Annotated in this window: 13 protein-coding genes, 2 tRNA genes and 1 pseudogene; 9 read left to right on the top strand and 7 right to left on the bottom strand. The window is 67.3% G+C overall.

What is annotated here, in order from left to right; genetic code table 11:
• Positions 1-111 precede the first annotated feature (111 nt).
• On the top strand, positions 112-369 hold the full coding sequence (locus tag GD1_RS17655) for a hypothetical protein (RefSeq protein WP_059038592.1): 258 nt from the start codon (positions 112-114) through the stop codon (positions 367-369).
• Positions 370-523: 154 nt separating this feature from the next.
• The gene (locus GD1_RS17650; RefSeq protein WP_059038591.1) at positions 524-883 is read left to right on the top strand and encodes a WhiB family transcriptional regulator; all 360 of its coding nucleotides are present in this window, start codon (positions 524-526) and stop codon (positions 881-883) included.
• A 106-nt stretch (positions 884-989) separates the two neighbouring features.
• Here GD1_RS17650 and GD1_RS17645 read toward each other — a convergent pair whose 3' ends face one another.
• The 3 genes from GD1_RS17645 to GD1_RS17635 all read right to left on the bottom strand — a co-directional run bounded on the left by GD1_RS17645 (position 990) and on the right by GD1_RS17635 (position 4,831).
• Positions 990-2,303 (bottom strand): ABC1 kinase family protein, encoded by a 1,314-nt coding sequence (locus GD1_RS17645; RefSeq protein ID WP_059038589.1) that lies wholly within the window; start codon positions 2,301-2,303, stop codon positions 990-992.
• A 17-nt stretch (positions 2,304-2,320) separates the two neighbouring features.
• On the bottom strand, positions 2,321-3,301 hold the full coding sequence (locus GD1_RS17640; protein ID WP_174519071.1) for a hypothetical protein: 981 nt from the start codon (positions 3,299-3,301) through the stop codon (positions 2,321-2,323).
• Between the two features lie 66 nt (positions 3,302-3,367).
• The gene (locus GD1_RS17635; RefSeq protein ID WP_059038587.1) at positions 3,368-4,831 is read right to left on the bottom strand and encodes a zinc-dependent metalloprotease; all 1,464 of its coding nucleotides are present in this window, start codon (positions 4,829-4,831) and stop codon (positions 3,368-3,370) included.
• Between the two features lie 97 nt (positions 4,832-4,928).
• Between GD1_RS17635 and GD1_RS17630 the strand changes: the two genes are divergently transcribed.
• Positions 4,929-5,978 carry a YlbL family protein gene (locus GD1_RS17630; RefSeq protein ID WP_053778109.1) on the top strand — a complete coding sequence of 350 codons (1,050 nt, stop codon included), beginning with the start codon at positions 4,929-4,931 and terminating at the stop codon, positions 5,976-5,978.
• Between the two features lie 85 nt (positions 5,979-6,063).
• Here the strand turns inward: GD1_RS17630 and GD1_RS17625 are convergent, their stop codons facing one another.
• Positions 6,064-6,645, bottom strand: a complete 582-nt coding sequence (locus GD1_RS17625; protein ID WP_059038585.1) for a PPA1309 family protein — start codon at positions 6,643-6,645, stop codon at positions 6,064-6,066.
• Positions 6,646-6,913: 268 nt separating this feature from the next.
• Here GD1_RS17625 and GD1_RS17620 point away from each other — a divergent pair, with 268 nt between their 5' ends.
• Together GD1_RS17620 and GD1_RS17615 are read left to right on the top strand one after the other, a co-directional pair.
• On the top strand, positions 6,914-9,895 hold the full coding sequence (locus tag GD1_RS17620; RefSeq protein WP_053778107.1) for a UPF0182 family protein: 2,982 nt from the start codon (positions 6,914-6,916) through the stop codon (positions 9,893-9,895).
• A gap of 111 nt (positions 9,896-10,006) precedes the next feature.
• A tRNA-Met gene (locus tag GD1_RS17615) sits at positions 10,007-10,083 on the top strand.
• 94 nt (positions 10,084-10,177) lie between these two features.
• Here GD1_RS17615 and GD1_RS17610 read toward each other — a convergent pair.
• Together GD1_RS17610 and GD1_RS17605 are read right to left on the bottom strand one after the other, a co-directional pair.
• Complete coding sequence (locus GD1_RS17610) at positions 10,178-10,894, bottom strand: hypothetical protein (RefSeq protein ID WP_059038583.1); 717 nt, start codon at positions 10,892-10,894, stop codon at positions 10,178-10,180.
• Positions 10,891-11,565, bottom strand: coding sequence for a TetR/AcrR family transcriptional regulator (locus GD1_RS17605; protein WP_152972848.1), 675 nt, complete (start codon positions 11,563-11,565; stop codon positions 10,891-10,893). Before GD1_RS17605 ends, GD1_RS17610 begins: the two co-directional genes overlap by 4 nt.
• 116 nt (positions 11,566-11,681) lie before the next feature.
• On the opposite strand from GD1_RS17605, the gene GD1_RS17600 reads away from it, so the two are divergent.
• From GD1_RS17600 to GD1_RS24385, 4 genes are all read left to right on the top strand, one after another.
• Positions 11,682-11,758: transfer RNA gene (locus GD1_RS17600), tRNA-Met, on the top strand.
• A 239-nt stretch (positions 11,759-11,997) separates the two neighbouring features.
• Complete coding sequence (locus GD1_RS17595) at positions 11,998-12,327, top strand: ArsR/SmtB family transcription factor (protein WP_020792669.1); 330 nt, start codon at positions 11,998-12,000, stop codon at positions 12,325-12,327.
• 64 nt (positions 12,328-12,391) lie between these two features.
• The gene (locus GD1_RS17590; protein WP_083534344.1) at positions 12,392-14,626 is read left to right on the top strand and encodes a heavy metal translocating P-type ATPase; all 2,235 of its coding nucleotides are present in this window, start codon (positions 12,392-12,394) and stop codon (positions 14,624-14,626) included.
• A gap of 143 nt (positions 14,627-14,769) precedes the next feature.
• On the top strand, positions 14,770-14,940 hold the full coding sequence (locus GD1_RS24385) for an Lsr2 dimerization domain-containing protein (RefSeq protein WP_083534339.1): 171 nt from the start codon (positions 14,770-14,772) through the stop codon (positions 14,938-14,940).
• Position 14,941: 1 nt separating this feature from the next.
• On the opposite strand, the pseudogene GD1_RS17585 reads toward GD1_RS24385, so the two are convergent.
• Positions 14,942-16,251, bottom strand: a pseudogene (locus GD1_RS17585) (ISL3 family transposase).
• Between the last annotated feature and the right edge of the window lie 146 nt (positions 16,252-16,397).

The raw sequence follows: 16,397 nt of genomic DNA, 5'->3' as shown, positions 1-16,397 counted from the left end.
TGTGCGGGCGGGCTTAGTCTGGGACGCACAGTCGACCACGGGGTTGGGTGAACGTGTGCCACACGGCCCCCGCGGATGAGAAGCAGACGAGATCGGAAAGGAGTGGAAGCAGTGAACACAATCGTTTTCGGTGACAAGCGCAATGTCGTCGGCAGCAATGCCGCCGGCGGCAGCCTGGTGGGCACCATCGCTCGCGACCGCTCCTGGCGTGTCGACGAGTGCCTGTCGCTCGGCGAGCATCGCGCCGATGCCGCACAACCGGCATCGGCAGCGATCGCGCTGTCCGAACCCGCGAACGCCGCCGCGTCGCCCGCGCCGGCCCGAGCTATCCCGCGATTCCCTGTGACACACCGCAGATCCAGACGCTGACCGCGTCAGATTTCCGGCCACGGGGCAATCGCAACCGCGAACCCGTGGCCTTTCTGGTCTGATCTCCCCGACATCTCGTCGATTCGGGGCAGGACTCCACCACAAACGGCTCGGGTCACGTGAACCCGATGAATCCGACAGAGGTGGAGAGGTAATGACAACCGACTGCGTTCTCGAACCGAGTACCGTGGCCGACCGTGTGGCGTCGGTCGGCCGTACCCGCACCGATGAGTGCTCTGCCAACGAATATTCTTCTGCTGCACCGCTTTCGGTGTCCCGATCGACCGATCTGCCCTGCCAGGCCGGTGACGCCGACCTGTGGTTCGCCGAGGATCCCCGTGACCTGGAGCGGGCCAAGGCCTTCTGTGGTGACTGCCCACTCAAGGCCCAGTGCCTGCAGGCCGCGCTCGATCGAGCCGAGCCGTGGGGTGTGTGGGGCGGCGAGATCTTCGACCACGGCGCGGTGATCGCCCGCAAGCGTCCCCGTGGCCGTCCGCGCAAGAATGCGGCCTGACGACGACACCGGCCGTCCCCGAATCCGTTCGGGGACGGCCGGTGTCCGTCGTGTTCGTGCGCGTTGTGTCGGTGTTCGTGCCGTGCCGTGCCGCCGGTGGGGTCGGTCAGGCCAGACCGGGCACCCACTGCTCCATGATCCCGCGGTACGGGGCCTCGGCGTCGAGCTGTGCGGCGATGCCGACGCACCCGGCGAGTACCCGGAACACCATCACGTACTGCTTGGGCACGTTCAGATGCCGTGAGGTCTTGTACACGTCGCCGCGCACATCGGTGGCCCTGCCGGCCGCGCGCTGCAACCACTTGCGGGTGAAGTGGAACGACTCGGTGTACAGCGGATCCACATAGGCCTTGAGGTAGGCCTCGATGTCGGTCGCCGACACCTTGTCGACCTGGGTGCGCAGGATGAACCCGGCATCCACCATGTGTGCCTTGAGTTCGTCGTACTCCTTGTCGCGCGCGAGCCGCAGGATCGGGCCGGTCTCCGGCGGTAGTCCGTTGGGATAGTGGCCGACGGCGCCGAAGTCGAGGACGCCGAACCGGCCGTCGTCGGCGATGAAGAAGTTGCCCGGATGCGGATCGCCGTGCAGCAGGCCCACCCGGAACGGGGAGCTCACCTCGAAGGTCGACATGAGGGCGGCCGCGCGGTCACGGGTGGGCTTGTCGCCGCCGGTGATGATCTTCGACAGCGGGGTGCCGGTGAGCCATTCGGAGACGATCACCTTGGGTGAACTGGCGACCACCTTGGGGATGACGAAGTCGGGGTCGCCGTCGAAGGCCTTGGCGAAGGCCCGCTGGTTGTCGGCCTCGCCGAGATAGTCGAGCTCGGCCTCGGTGCGGTCGATCAGCTCGTCCATCATCGACTTCACGTCGGTGCCGGGGGAGAGTTTCTGGATCAGCCCGGACATCCGCGACAAGGTCTTGAGGTCGGCCTTGAGGGCGTGGTCGGCGCCCGGGTACTGGATCTTGACGGCCACCTCACGGCCGTCGGACCACACCGCCTTGTGTACCTGACCGATGCTCGCTGCGGCGGCCGGCTCGTCGGAGAAGTCGCGGAACCGTTGCCGCCACTTGGTGCCGAGCTGCTGGTCGAGCACCTTGTGCACCTTGGGCGCCGACAGCGGGGGTGCCTCCGCCTGCAGTTTGGTGAGCGCCTCGCGGAACGGTTCACCGAACTCGTCGGGGATCGCCGCCTCCATGATCGACATGGCCTGGCCGACCTTCATGGCGCCGCCCTTGAGCTCGCCGAGAACGGCGAACAGCTGATCGGCGGACTTCTCCAGGAGCTCCTGGTTGATCTCGTCCCGGTCTTTGCCGACCATTCGTTTCCCGAGTCCGGCCGCCGCACGTCCGGCCATGCCGATCGGCAGCGAGACGAGCTTGGCGTTCCGGCGACCTTGCCCCCGCGTGATGTCGGTCATAGTGTCCTTTCCCTCCCTCAGGATAGATGACCGCCCGCGACGCGAGCCGGAGGTGTACCCGACGCCGAAGGGGTCCCGCAGGCAAACGGACACAGCGGATGCCGCGGCCACACGGTGCTCGACAGGCGTGGCGGGGAACCGTGCACCTCGATCACCCGACCGAGCAGATACGGGGGTTCGGATGCGCCGACGGCCAATGCGCTCGCGAGCCGGTCGATCTGATCGTGCGCGAGCGCCGCGGTCATCCGGGTGATCGGGTCGCCGGCATTGCCGGCCACCCCGGTCAGCTGGCCGCGCAGCACCGGCCACTCGGGATCGCGGTCGGTGCGGTGTCGATCGGCGCATGCCAGGCAACTCGACAGCCCGGGCAGGACCAGCGGACCGAGAAGCCCCACCCCGTCGCGCAGACGGACCTGCAGGTGTGGGACACGGTCGGCCATCAGCCGGTCGACGAGCCACGACTCGTGTGCGAGATGGTCGGTGAGGACCACCAGGTTGGTCCGTGGGGAGGGCGCATCGCGGTGCGCGGGCCGGCGGACGGTGTGCGTCACGACGAACCCGGCGTCGGCCAGTGTGGTGGCGAGCAGCCGGGTGAGCGGGCCGGTTCCGTGGACCCGGATACGCAGCCGCTCGGTCGACGGCCGGGTGAACGCCGAGTGTGACGCCTTCCCGGCCGCGAGGAGTTGCGCGAGGATCGTGTCGAGCTCGGCGCGGGTCAGCCCGGCGTCGACGAGTTCGGCGAAGACCTCGGTGCGCGTGCGTGGTTCACGCAGCGACCCGAGCAGGGCCGCGACCTTGGGACCCGACGCCGACTCCGGCAGTTCCAGGACCAGCCCGGTCTGCGGATCGCCACCGATGTGTACCCGATTGTCCGGGCGCACCAGGATCGGGACGCCGTCGGCGATCACCGGCAGGCGACTACCGGATACCGCCCTCGGATGCCGTCCTGTCCCCGGATGAGGTGGAGATCCGGGATGCTGCGATGTTCCAGGATCCATGGGGCCACTGTGCCACCCCGACGGCCGGTCCGAGGCCGTCGTGGCGGTTATCCACAAGGGGTGTGATCAGCGGCCGGGATCGCCCGGCGTGTCGTCGGGATCATCGGACTCGTCGGACTTGTCGGCAGAATCGTCTGCCGCCGAATCCCGCTCGGCCTCGGCGGCGAGCGACTTCTCCAATTCGGCGATGGCCGAGTCGATCTCGGAGTCGCCGCCGATGAACCGTTCGACGAAGCGGGCCGGGTTGTCGAGGTCGTCGGCGTCGGGGAGCAGGTCGGGATGTTCCCAGACCTTGTCCCGGGTGGCGACGTCGGTGGCCTCGAACAGCGAGCGCCACAGGGCGGCCGCCTCCCGCGACTTGCGCGGACGCAGCTCGAGACCGACGAGGGTGGCGAAGGTCTGCTCGGCGGGTCCGCCCGACGCACGGCGTCGGCGCATGGTCTCCACGAGCGCCGACGTACTCGGGATGCGATCCGAGAGTGCCTGGGTCACAACGTTCTCCACCCAGCCCTCGATCAGGGCCAACAGCGTCTCGAGGCGGTCGAGGGCGGCCTTCTGTTCGGGGGTGGTGGTGGGCTCGAAGGTCGCCGACGAACTGATCAGCTCCTCCAGCTTGGACGGGTCGGAGAACAGCTCGGTGGGATCGATGTTGGCGGTCATGTCGGTGATGCCGGAGAAGTCGATGCTGATCCCGCGGGCGTACTCCTCGACCGTCGACAGCAGTCGCTGCCGCAGCCACGGCACGTGCGTGAACAGCCGCACGTGCGCGGCCTCCCGGGCGGCGAGGAAGACGATGATCTCCTGCGCGGGCAGGCCCAGGCCGTCGGCGAAGGTGGCGATCGCCTCCGGCAGCAGCACCGCCACACCCTCGGGGGCCAGCGGCAGGCCGACGTCGGTGGAGGTGAGCACCTCCTTGGCGAGCTGCCCGAGCCCCTGGCCGAGCTGGGTGCCGAAGGCCATCCCGCTCATCTGGGTGAGCATGCCCATCATCGGTCCGGCGAACTGCGCGGCCTCGGGCGGTAGGTTCTGCTGCCACGTCCCGGCCAGCTGGGTGGCCACCGGATTGCACAGGCCCTTCCAGGTGGGCAGGGTCTCGTCGAGCCACTGCACCGGAGTCCAGGCGACGGCCTTGCTGACCCCGCCGGGGAAGGTGGTCACGTCGTCGAGCCAGACGTCGGCCAGGCGCACGGCGTCGGCGACGGCCTTGTTCTCCTTCTCGAGCACCGGCGTGAAGTTGCCGATCTGCTGGCGGGCCAGATTGGCGGCGAGCTGGTAGTTCACCGGTCCGGCCGCGCCGGACCCGCTCATCGAGGTGCCCATGCCGCTGAACATCTGGCCGAGCTGGCTGAACATCTGTCCCAGCGCCGACGGATCGAGACCGGCCGACGGGTCGAAGCCCGCGCCGCCGAACCCGAACGGGTTCTGCGGGCCGGTGTTGCCGGGGCCGCCGTCTCCGCTCGCGCCGGCGTTCTTGTCCTTGCCGTCGTCGTCGCCGGACGAAGAGGAGAATCCGAAGGGCAAATCGCTCATGTCTCCACGGTACCGCCCGGACGCGCAACCCAGGTGCTCCCGGATTTCGCCTTGAGCGTAGGGCGCGCAGGTCCATCGGCCCGTTAGGGTGGTCGGAATGAAGGCGCCGTCCTCCCGCCGCATCGTCACCGTCGCGGTGACCGTCCTGATCCTGCTGGTGCTCGTCGTCGCCGGTACCCGTGTGCAGGTGCCGTTCGTGGCGCTCGGTCCCGGTCCGACGGTCAACACCCTGGGCACCATCGACGACAACGGCCGTGAGGTCCCCGTCGTGGAGATCACCGGGACCCAGGTCGACAAGACCGATGGTCACCTCAACCTCACCACCGTCGGTGTGTCCGACGGGCTGTCGCTGTTCCAGGCGATCGGGATGTGGATGTCGGGGACCTACTCGGTGCAGCCCCGCGAGACGGTGTACCCGCCGGGACAGACCACCGAGCAGACCCGGCAGCAGAACCTCGACCAGATGAGCAACTCGGAGAGCACCGCCACCGCGGCCGCATTGCGCTTCCTGCAGCGCCCGACGGCATTGGTCGCGGCCTACGTCGAACCGAGCGGCCCGGCCGGCAAGGTGCTGAAGACCGGGGATGTGATCGTGTCGGTCGACGGCAAGGCGGTCACCACCGCCGAGGACGTGCGCACGACGATCGCGAAACTGCATCCCGACCAGCAGATCCCGGTCGCGATCGTCCGCGAGGGAACCGCGCAGACGGTCACCGTCACCACCGGCACGCGTCCGGGCACCACCGACGTCGCCTACCTCGGCGTCACCCCGGAGGTGCGCAGTGCCGACCCGAATGTGCAGATCGACTACCACGTCGGGGACATCGGCGGACCGTCGGCGGGACTGATGCTCTCGCTGTCGGTGGTCGACCAGCTCAGCACCGGCTCGCTCACCCGCGGCAAGTTCATCGCCGGCACCGGCACCATCAGCGACACCGGCGAGGTGGGGCCGATCGGCGGCGTCACCCACAAGACCCGTGCCGCCCGCGACAACGGGGCCACCGTGTTCCTGGTGCCCGCGGACAACTGTGCCGAGGCCGACTCGGACGCCCCGGACGGACTGCAACTGGTCAAGGTGACGTCACTGCAGTCGGCCGTCGACGCGCTCGATGCGATCGGCGAGGGCAGGGACGCCCCGCACTGCTGACGTCCGGAGCCCGACGTTCCCGAACCACCTGGCGTTCCTGAACCCTGGCGTTCCTGAACCGCCGGCGGGTCGGGTCCGGGTCAGATCAGCCGTCGAGCGAGGCGGCCAGCGCTTCCTGGAGGTCGCCGGCGAGGTCGGGATGGGTGCGTCGTTCGGGGATGCCCTCGTCCGACCACAGTTCCACCAGCGCCAGGCTGCGGCCGTGGCGCAGCGCGCCCACGGCGAGTCGGGCCGGCCGGCTGTCGGGATGTGTGGTGGCCGCCGAGCGCAGGGCGATCGGCGACGAGTCGTCGGCGGTGGGCAGATCGGGTCGCGCATCCGGGGGCAGCATCAGGATGTCGACGACGACGGCCGCCCCGGCCACCGCATCGGGCCACGACGCGGTCGCGAGGAACTCCTCGAGCACCGCATGCGGCTCGGACACCGCGGTCGTGGGCAGTGGTTCCTCGGCGATCGGGCTGAGCGACGAGTCGTCGTCGGCGGAGACCAGATCGGGCTGCAACTGTGCCAGCAGTGCGGTCGGCACCAGCGCGAACACCTGCGGTGCGCGGGTGACCTCGGCGCTCGGGATGCCGTCGGTGGACGAGGCGAAGCGCAGGGCGTCGGCGAGGGCACGGCCGAGGTCGTCGGGGGAGAAGGGGCTCCGGGGGGCGGTCAGATCGCTCATCACCCCACATGATGCCCTGCCGGACATGCCCGACCACGTGCGGCCGACCATCTTCGTGTCCGCCGTCGGCGTGCCCGCATCCGGGCCCGGCCATCCGGCGGGTCGCGGGAACCGGGACGCACCCGGCCACGTTGTCGGATGAGACGCAGCACACAGTGGTGTCCGATGAGGTCGCCGGGGTGACTGTGGCGCCCAGTACAGTGGTGCCAAACTCGCATCGGTGAGTGACCGGCGCACCGGATCATGTCCGGATTGAGCATTTTGGAGAGTGGGTCAGGTGGGCGTACGCGGGCCGGCAGGATTGCCGACACTGTCGCGCAAGAGCAAGATCGCCATCGGTATAGGGGTGGTGCTGCTGATCATTCTGTTGGTCGGTCCGCGTTTCGTCGGGATCGCCACGGACTGGCTGTGGTTCTCCGATCTGGGGTACTCCAACGTCTACTCCACGATCGTGTGGACGCGGGTGCTGTTGTTCCTGATCACCGCGCTGATCGTCGGGGTGATCATCTTCGGTGCCATCGCGCTGGCCTATCGGTCGCGGCCGGTGTTCGTGCCGACGACCGGACCCAACGATCCGCTGGCCCGGTACCGGGCGTCGATCATGGGGCGTGTGCGCTGGTTCGGCATCGTGCCGCCGGTGCTGATCGGGCTGCTCGCCGGTCTGGTCGCCCAGGGGTCGTGGATCACCGTGCAGACGTTCCTGCACTCCACCAGCTTCGGGGTGACCGATCCACAATTCGGGATGGACATCAGCTTCTACGCGTTCGAGCTGCCGTTCATCCGGTTCGTCCTCAACTTCCTGTTCGTGATCGTGGTGATCGCCTTCATCGCGAACCTGATCACGCACTACCTCTTCGGCGGACTGCGCCTCGGGGCGGGCAACGGCTCGCTCACCAACGCCGCCCGCATCCAGCTGGCCGTGCTCGCCGGTACGTTCCTGCTACTCAAGGCGGTCGCGTACTGGTTCGACCGGTATGCGCTGCTGTCGAGTGACCGCAAGGCCGAGATCTTCAACGGCGCCAGCTACACCGACATCAACGCCGTGTTGCCGTCCAAGCTGATCCTGATGGCGATCGCGATCATCTGTGCGCTCGCGTTCTTCGCCGGCATCGTGCTCAAGGACCTGCGCATCCCGGCCATCGCCACCGTTCTGATGCTGTTCTCGGCGCTGCTCATGGGCGTCGGCTGGCCGTTGACCATGGAGCAGTTCTCGGTCAAGCCGAATGCGGCGCAGAAGGAAGCCGAGTACATCCAGCGCAACATCGATGCGACCCGGCAGGCGTACGGCATCGGACCCGACAACGTCACCACGCAGAGCAACTGGACGGGCAACCCGGTCAACCAGGCGACGGTCAACGCCGACACCGCGACCCTGTCGAACATCCGCGTCCTGGACCCGAACATCGTCTCGCCGGCGTTCACCCAGATCCAGCAGCGGCAGAACTTCTACGGCTTCCCGCAGCAGCTCGCCGTCGACCGCTACGACATCGACGGACAGCTGCGGGACTTCGTGGTGGCGCTCCGCGAGCTCGACCCGCGCGGGTATCGCGAGAACCAGCAGAACTGGCTCAACAAGCATCTCGTCTACACCCACGGCAACGGCTTCGTCGCCTCGCCGGCCAACACCGTCGCGCAGGCGGCATCGGCCGACAACGAGAACTTCGAGGGTGGTGGCCAGCCGCTGTTCTACGTCAGCGACCTGAGCAACTACCGCACCGAGGAGTACCTCAAGAACGCGCCGATCAAGGTCACCCAGCCGCGTGTGTACTTCGGTGAGCTGATCGCCAAGATCAATCCCGACTATGCGATCGTCGGCTCCGACGGTGGTGCGCCGCGCGAGTACGACACCGCCGACTCCAAGTACACCTACGAGGGGTCGTCGGGTGTGTCGCTGGGGAACTGGGCCACCCGGTTCCTGTACGCGGTGAAGTACACCGAGCGGAACTTCCTGCTGTCGAGCGAGATCAACTCGAACTCGCGGATCCTGTACAACCGTGATCCCCGGGACCGCGTCAAGCAGGTCGCACCGTGGCTGACCGTCGACACCAAGGCCTACCCGGCCGTGTTGGCCGACGGGTCGATCAAGTGGATCGTCGACGGCTACACCACCCTCGACTCGTACCCGTATGCGCAGAAGACATCGCTGCAGGATGCGACCAACGACGCGCAGAACACCAATCAGGGTGAGACCGGGCGCGTGCAGGTCAACCGCGATGTGGCCTATGTCCGCAACTCGGTGAAGGCCACCGTCGACGCCTACAGCGGTGAGGTCACCCTGTATCAGTTCGACAAGGACGATCCGGTGCTCAGCACCTGGATGAAGGTGTTCCCCGGTTCGGTGAAGCCGCGCTCGGAACTCGATGCCAACAAGTCCCTCGTCGAGCACCTGCGCTACCCGGAGGATCTGTTCAAGATCCAGCGGACCCTGCTCAGCCGCTACCACGTCAGCTCGCCGGAGACCTTCTTCCAGGCCAACGACTTCTGGTCGGTGCCCTCGGATCCGACCTCCGACGACGCCACGGCGCGCAATCTCGATCAGCCGCCGTACTACTTCGTGGCGGCCAGCCCCAAGGACGGTCAGGCCTCGTTCCAGCTGACGTCGGTGCTGACCCGACTGAACCGTCCGATCCTCGCGGCCTATGTGACGGTGTCCAGTGATCCGTCCACCTACGGCCAGATCACGGTCCAGGAACTGCCGCCCAACACCCAGCGTGAGGGTCCGAAGCAGGCGTTCAACCCGATGCAGACCGACTCCCGCGTCGCCGAGAGCAGAAAGAGCCTGGAGAACACCGCGACGGTGACGTTCGGCAACCTGCTGACGCTGCCGGTGGGTGACAACGGCGTGCTCTACGTCGTCCCGATGTATGCGCAGGCCAAGGGCGTCGAGGCCACCTATCCGCGGCTGTTCCGTGTGATCACACGGTATGAGGGCCGCGTCGGGTACGCGCCGACGACGGCCGAGGCGCTGGCACAGGTCGGGATCAACCCGAGCAGTGCCGCGCAGATCCCGATCGGTGAGAACGACGAGTCCGACGGCAGCGACGGTCAGACCGAGCAGCCGGCGACACCCGCGACACCGAGTCAGCCGTCGGGCACCAACCCGCAGCGCGACGCCGCGGTGAAGGCCATCGGCGATGCCCTCGACAAGCTCAAGGACGCACAGACCAAGGGTGACTTCACCGCCTACGGTCAGGCGCTCGACCAGCTCAACAAGGCGGTTCAGCAGTACGAATCGCAGGGTGGGAACTGATCCTGCCCATGTTGGATGTGTTCACGGCCACAGGCGTTTTCGCTGATCACGCACTCTCCCGAGGGCGATTTGCATTGGCGGACAACGACCCTGTAACGTTGTGTTCACCAACGCGGGGTGGAGCAGCTCGGTAGCTCGCTGGGCTCATAACCCAGAGGTCGCAGGTTCAAATCCTGTCCCCGCTACCAACGAAGAAGCCCGCCCGGGAAACCGGGCGGGTTTCTTGCTTTCACCAGAACCGTTGCTGGGCACCGTGTCTGGGATCACAGGCGTGAGCGGGGATCACGTTCGCGCGGGTGCGTGGGCGGCTGCATGGATCGCGGGCAGGATGTCGGCCGTGCGACCGGTCTCCTCGATGTTGTGGCGGATCCAGTGGTCGGCGGTCGCCCGGGAGAACAGGAACGGCCGTACCAGCCAGTTCAGTACCGGTCCCAGGATCGGCACCCGGACGTCGATGACCGTCTCGGCATAGAAGCTCACACCGCCGTCCACCGGTGCGTATCGATGGATGATGTAGCCGGCGGGGATGTGTGCGGGACCGAGGATGTCGAAGGTGAACTCGGTGGAGTCCAGGCGGGTGGTGCGCATCACCTGGTGGATGCGATCGCGGTAGTCGTTGAACTGCTCGTCGATTCGCGACAGGGCGCCCACGCGGAAGCCGGTGTTGGGTGTGCCGTCCGGGGCGTCGGTGAGCGGTGTGATCCGGATGTGGTCGCGGTGATGCCACAGGTGGTAGTACAAGACCTCGGGGCCGGTGAAGTCGACGCCGTTCCAGGTGGTGGTGCCGGCCATGTTCTCGAACCACCACTGGGTCATCTCCGGTGTGACACCGGCGATGTCGTCGTGCTGGATTCGCACGCGGATCGCGCCCCGGCGCGAGACCGACACGTCGGTCCACTGGGCGGACGAGACCGGTTTGAAGGCGAGGGTCCCGGCGTTGCGGAGCGCGTCGCGGGCGGCGCGTCGTTGTCGGCGGAGTGAGTGGTCGACCTTGATCATGTGAGTCCTTCGCTCTCTGGGGTTTCGGGGTGGTCCTGGATCTGTGGGGCTTCGGTGTTGTCGGGGGCCGGCCGGGTGGCGGGGGAGCCGAGCCCGCCGACCACGGTCCGCAGGACCAGGTCGCGGAGTTCGACGGCCATGTCGCCGACCGGCTCTCGCGGGTTCGAGGTGAGCCACCGCAGACCGATCCAGGTCACCCCGGCCGCGAGCGCCGTCGCCGACGTCTCGGCCGGCAGCGGGCCGGTACGGAGTGCGCGTGAGACCGGGGTGTTGGTGAGCAACTCGTCGGCGAGGAAGGCGATGGCCTGCGTCTGCACGCGGTGCGCGCCGTGGCCGTTCACCACACGGGCGTAGAACCCGGCGTCGGCCTCCAGGCGCGTCAGGATGCGCGTGATGGCACCGAGCATCACCTCGGGTCGCTGCGCAGCGGGGACGTCGACGACGGACTCGCCCGCGAAGGCGTCGGCCATCCGGGTGAGGGCGGCCTCGGCGAACGCCGAGGGCAGGTCGGGAAAGATCGCGTAGAACGTCGGACGGGTGACGGATGCGTGGTTGACGACGTCGGTGATCGTGATCTGGTCGGGTTCGTGCGCATCGAGCAGTTCGCCGACCGCACCGACGAGGAGATCTCGTGATCTTCGTCTCCTGGGAGCCGTTTCTGGTTTACGCATGGAAAAAAGTTTACATATGTAAATGCATGGGCGCCAGGGGGTCGGGTCGGCGATTTACGGGCTTCACCAGCCGTTTTGGAGAGTGCGCATCGGGCGTGTAACGTTCTATTCACCAACGCGGGGTGGAGCAGCTCGGTAGCTCGCTGGGCTCATAACCCAGAGGTCGCAGGTTCAAATCCTGTCCCCGCTACCACCGCGCAGGCCCGGTTCTCGATGAGAGAACCGGGCCTGTTGCTTTTTCGCCGACCCGTGGGTGGGCGCGGCCTGAAGGTACGTCCCGGCCGGCCGGCCGGTGGGGTGGTCTTCGATCCTCACGAACTCGAATCCGCCCCTCGAAGGCGAACCGACATCGAATGGTCCCGGTGGGCCTGAGGCTGCCCGGGGAGCATCGAACCCATTCGTCGGTACAGAATCGGATGTACTATCCGAGATGTGGACGACACACTCGGCCTGGACGCCCTGACCCGGTTCGGTCATGCGCTGTCGGATTCGACCCGGACCAAGGTCCTGGTGTCGCTGCGCGAGCGGCCGGGGTACCCGGCGGAGCTCGCCGATGCGATCGGCGTCTCCCGGCAGATCCTGTCGAACCACCTCGCGTGCCTACGTGGGTGTGGACTGGTGGTCGCAGTACCGGAAGGACGGCGGAGTCGATACGAGCTCGCCGATCCCCGTATCGCGCGTGCGCTCGACGACCTGCAGGGGCTGGTGCTGGCAGTGGACCCGGCCTGCTGTCCCACATCGTCGACCGACGGGTGTTGCTGATGGGTACCGGCCGGTCTGGGCGCGTGCCGGTGTCTCGCCGGCCCGACGATCGTGGCGGTCGATGATGTCCGAAACATGTTGCGGTCCAGGGGCTGCCGACGATCGAGGAGGAGCCGATCTCGGCGAGGACGGCCGCGGCGAACGATTCTGGCAGGTCCGTGAGCTGCAGTACGCGACCGTTGCCGCGGTGTTGCTGGCCGTAGGTCTACTCCTCGGACGTGCTGGTACGACGGGTGTGTCGGCGGGACTGGAGATCGCCGGGGCGGTGATCGCGTTTCTGTCCTTCGTGCCGTCGGCGGTGATCGCCCTGGTGCGTCACCGGTACATCGGGGTGGGCACGCTGATGACGATCGCCGCGATCGGGGCGATCGCCTTGGGGCAGTACGCCGAAGCGGCCATGCTGGGAATCCTGTTCTCCGTCGCCGAGGGGCTCGAACATCACGCCGTGACCAAGACCCGACGAGGTCTACGTGCCTTGCTGGCGCTGGTGCCGCCGTCGGCGTCGGTGCTGCGTGGCGGCGTCGAGACACAGGTGGCACCAGACGATCTCCGGGTCGGGGACGTGATGGTGCTGCGCCCGGGCCAACGTGCGGCCACCGACGGTGTGATCCGCACCGGTGTCACCAGTCTCGACCTGTCGGCGATCACCGGGGAGTCGGTGCCGGTGGAGGCGGCGCCCGGTGACGAGGTCCACGCCGGGGCGATCAACGGCGGTGGCGCCATCGAGGTCGATGTCACCGCGCCGGCATCGGACAGTTCGCTGGCCCGGATCGTGCACATCGTCGAGGAAGCCCAGGAGCGCAAGGGTCGTGCGCAACGACTGGCCGACACTCTCGCACGCCCGCTCGTGCCGATCATCATGGTGCTCGCCGGTGCGGTGGCCGGGATCGGCGCGCTCGTCGGTGACCCGATGGTGTGGATCGAACGGGCACTGGTGGTACTCGTCGCCGCCTCACCCTGTGCCCTGGCCATTGCGGTGCCATTGACGGTGGTCGCGGCCGTCGGAGCGGCCGGCCGGCAGGGAGCGCTGGTCAAAGGTGGCGCCGCACTCGAAGAACTCGGCCGGATCCGCGTCGTCGCCCTGGACAAGACCGGCACGCTGACCTGCAACACACCTCGGGTGATCGCCGTCCTCGCGGCCGATCCGGTGACCGAGGACGACGTGCTCGCCACCGCAGCCGCACTGGAGGTCCGTAGCGAACATCCACTGGCACAAGCGATCCTCGCAGCATCATCGTCCGGTCCGCGCGTCGCCGACGACGTCACCGCACTGCCCGGTGACGGGATCGTCGGCGTGCTCGACGGCCGCCGTGTCCGACTCGGACGACCGGGGTGGATCGGTACCGAAGCCTTCGCCGAGGAGGTCGCCGGCCTTCAGGGTCGCGGCGCCACCGTCGTTCTCCTCGAGGTCGACGGCACCGTGATCGGCGCGGTCGCGGTTCGCGACGAGCTCCGCCCCGAAGCGGCCGAGGCCGTCGAACGAATCGCCGCTCTGGGTATCGAGACCGCCATGCTGACCGGCGACAACATGCGCACCGCCCATGCGCTCGCCCAACAGGCCGGAATCGCCGTCGTCCACGCCGACCTGCGTCCCGAGGACAAGGCGGCGCTGGTCGAGACGCTCGCCGGTGGCCGGCCCATCGCGATGGTCGGCGACGGAGTCAACGACGCACCTGCACTGGCGACCGCCGACGTCGGGATCGCGATGGGGGCGATGGGTACCGATGTCGCGATCGAGGCCGCCGACGTCGCACTCATGGGTGAAGACCTCCGGCATGTCCCACAGGTCCTCGCCCATGCCCGTCGTGCCCGAAAGATCATGGTGCAGAACCTGATTCTCGCGATGCTCATCATCGTGGTGCTCATCCCGCCGGCCGCCGCCGGTGTTCTGGGACTCGCCACCGTCGTCTTCATCCACGAAGCCGCCGAGGTGCTGGTGATCCTCAATGCGATCCGGGCGGCCCGGACCGTGTCGCTCCCGGGGCTGGCCACGTCGACGGTCGGTGCGGGGGATGCCCACTATGTCATCGTCGGGGCGGTACGCACTCCCGACGACGCCTGCTGTTCGCCGTCGGCACCCGCTCGCGGGGTGACGCAAACAACGCAAACAACGGGGACAACGGGGAGAGCGGGGACAACGGGGCCCTCGTCGACCGGTCTCCTCCGCATCGGCCCCGCCGCCGGCGGGCACGACTGCGACTGCTGCGGTGACGACCATCCGGTGCGCGGTGAGGAGCCGGCCTGTGGAGATGATCCGGCCGTACACTCCCGCGGGCACGACGCGGCACCGCCCCGATGACCCGTTCCGGCGGTGTGCGGAGAGCGGGGTCACCGTTGTTCGGGAAATGCAACAGTTGAACCCAACCCGCATGTGTGATCTGCCCCGTAGTCGATGCTATTGTTCGCGCGGGGAGAATTTTCATTCATCATGAGGGGGCCATCATGGCACGTCGTACCGTTGTCACCATTGTCGACGATCTCGACGGAAAAGCGCTCAAAGAAGCCGTCACGGTGAATTTCAGCGTCGATGGAAAACAGTACGAATTCGACACGTCACCGTCGAATGCCACCCAGTTCCATCGTGATCTCGAGCGGTATGTCGGCTCTTCCTAATTCAGAGTGCGCGCAGGCTTTCTGCGAGTTGGCCGGAGTGGATGAGCGACCGCAAGATGTAGTGGGTGAGGTTGCGAAACCCGAGGCGATACCCCGGAGGTGCTCGAGGCGCCCGTTGATGGCTTCGACGGGGCCGTTGGAGGCGCCGGTATCGAAGTAGGCGAGGATCTCGGCACGTCGGGCCCACAACGACCGTCCGAGTTGAGCCACCTCCGCGAGGCCGGCCGGTAGGCCGGTGTGGATGCGTTTGAGCAACTTGTACATCGCGATCTTCCCGTCCCGCTTGTTCGGCTGGTCATAGGCGTCGATCAGGTCCTGATAGATCGCGTAGGTGATGGCCACCGCCACATGCTCGTCGTGGGCGTCCAGACCCGTGCGTAGCCGGGTCTTCTGTTTGTCGGTGAGCAGCCCGATCCGGGTCAGCAGGGTACGGCGGATACCGTAGAGCGGATCCCCGGACCGTCCCCGGTGTCCGCACGTATCCTGTTGCACTCGTTGACGACACAGGGTGAGTTTCTCCGCGGCCAGATGCACGACGTGGAACGGGTCCATCACTGCGCGTGCCTTGTCGAGGGACTCTGCGGTGGCGGTGCGGTAGCCGGTGAACCCGTCCATCGTGACCACCCGGATACGATCTCGGAACGCCTGATCGCGAGCGTCGAGCCAGTCGGTCAACGCGGCTTTCGACCGGCCGGCGACCATGTCCACCAAGCGTGCCGGCCCGGTGCCGTCCACGATCGGGGTGAGGTCGACGAGGACGGTCACGAAACTCGGATCACCCTGGCCTCGAACATGTTTCCATTTGTGTTCATCGACTCCGAGAACGCGGACGCCGGCGAGGCGTGCGGGTGCTGCGGCCAGCGTCCGGGCCGCCTCACACGCCAGGGTGTTGACGGTGTTCCAGCTCAATCCCACCGCGGCCGCCGCCGCGGTGACCGACATTTTGTCGCAGATCATCGACCGCAGAATCCAGGTGGTGGTGCGGCGGGTGACCTGTGCCCGCGGGGCCACGATCGCGCTCAGGTCGGCGCGGAACACCGACGTCGAGCAGGCGTCGTTGCCGCATGTGTAGCGGGGCACCGTCAGGTGCAGCCGGGTCGGGTGCCCGACGATCGGTAGATCGGCGACCTCGCGGTCGACATGATCACGCAGCCGACCCGCCTGCCCGCAGGACGGGCAGCTCTTCTTCGGGTCCAGGAGCTGGCAAAACAAGTGGGTACGGTCCTCGCCGTCGATGGCGGCGTCGGTGATCGTCACCCCCAACTCGATGGTGCGGCAAATCGTGTCGGCAAGAGCGCTACGCTGCGTCATGGGTCCTGTGAGTGTTCGGATGAGTGTGTAGGAGCTTTCATCTTCACACCACAGGACCCGCCCACATCACGCGGCTCACACCCGCGAATCCGACCTACATCTTGTGGTCGATAGAACCTGTTTCACGCACCGTCAATCCTGAAGAG

The organism is Gordonia desulfuricans NBRC 100010 (assembly GCF_001485495.1).
Classification (GTDB): Bacteria; Actinomycetota; Actinomycetes; order Mycobacteriales; family Mycobacteriaceae; genus Gordonia; species Gordonia desulfuricans.
Note: the sequence above shows the minus strand (reverse complement) of the source record. Positions and strands in the feature narration are given on the sequence as shown.

Bases quoted from the DNA above. Each gene is read 5' to 3' on its own strand.
- GD1_RS17605 (WP_152972848.1), bottom strand. From the start codon at position 11,565: ATGCGTAAACCAGAAACGGCTCCCAGGAGACGAAGATCACGAGATCTC.
- GD1_RS17650 (WP_059038591.1), top strand. From the start codon at position 524: ATGACAACCGACTGCGTTCTCGAACCGAGTACCGTGGCCGACCGTGTG.
- GD1_RS17640 (WP_174519071.1), bottom strand. From the start codon at position 3,301: ATGGATCCTGGAACATCGCAGCATCCCGGATCTCCACCTCATCCGGGG.
- GD1_RS17610 (WP_059038583.1), bottom strand. From the start codon at position 10,894: ATGATCAAGGTCGACCACTCACTCCGCCGACAACGACGCGCCGCCCGC.
- GD1_RS17635 (WP_059038587.1), bottom strand. From the start codon at position 4,831: ATGAGCGATTTGCCCTTCGGATTCTCCTCTTCGTCCGGCGACGACGAC.
- GD1_RS17625 (WP_059038585.1), bottom strand. From the start codon at position 6,645: ATGAGCGATCTGACCGCCCCCCGGAGCCCCTTCTCCCCCGACGACCTC.
- GD1_RS17630 (WP_053778109.1), top strand. From the start codon at position 4,929: ATGAAGGCGCCGTCCTCCCGCCGCATCGTCACCGTCGCGGTGACCGTC.
- GD1_RS17590 (WP_083534344.1), top strand. From the start codon at position 12,392: ATGTCCGAAACATGTTGCGGTCCAGGGGCTGCCGACGATCGAGGAGGA.
- GD1_RS17645 (WP_059038589.1), bottom strand. From the start codon at position 2,303: ATGACCGACATCACGCGGGGGCAAGGTCGCCGGAACGCCAAGCTCGTC.
- GD1_RS24385 (WP_083534339.1), top strand. From the start codon at position 14,770: ATGGCACGTCGTACCGTTGTCACCATTGTCGACGATCTCGACGGAAAA.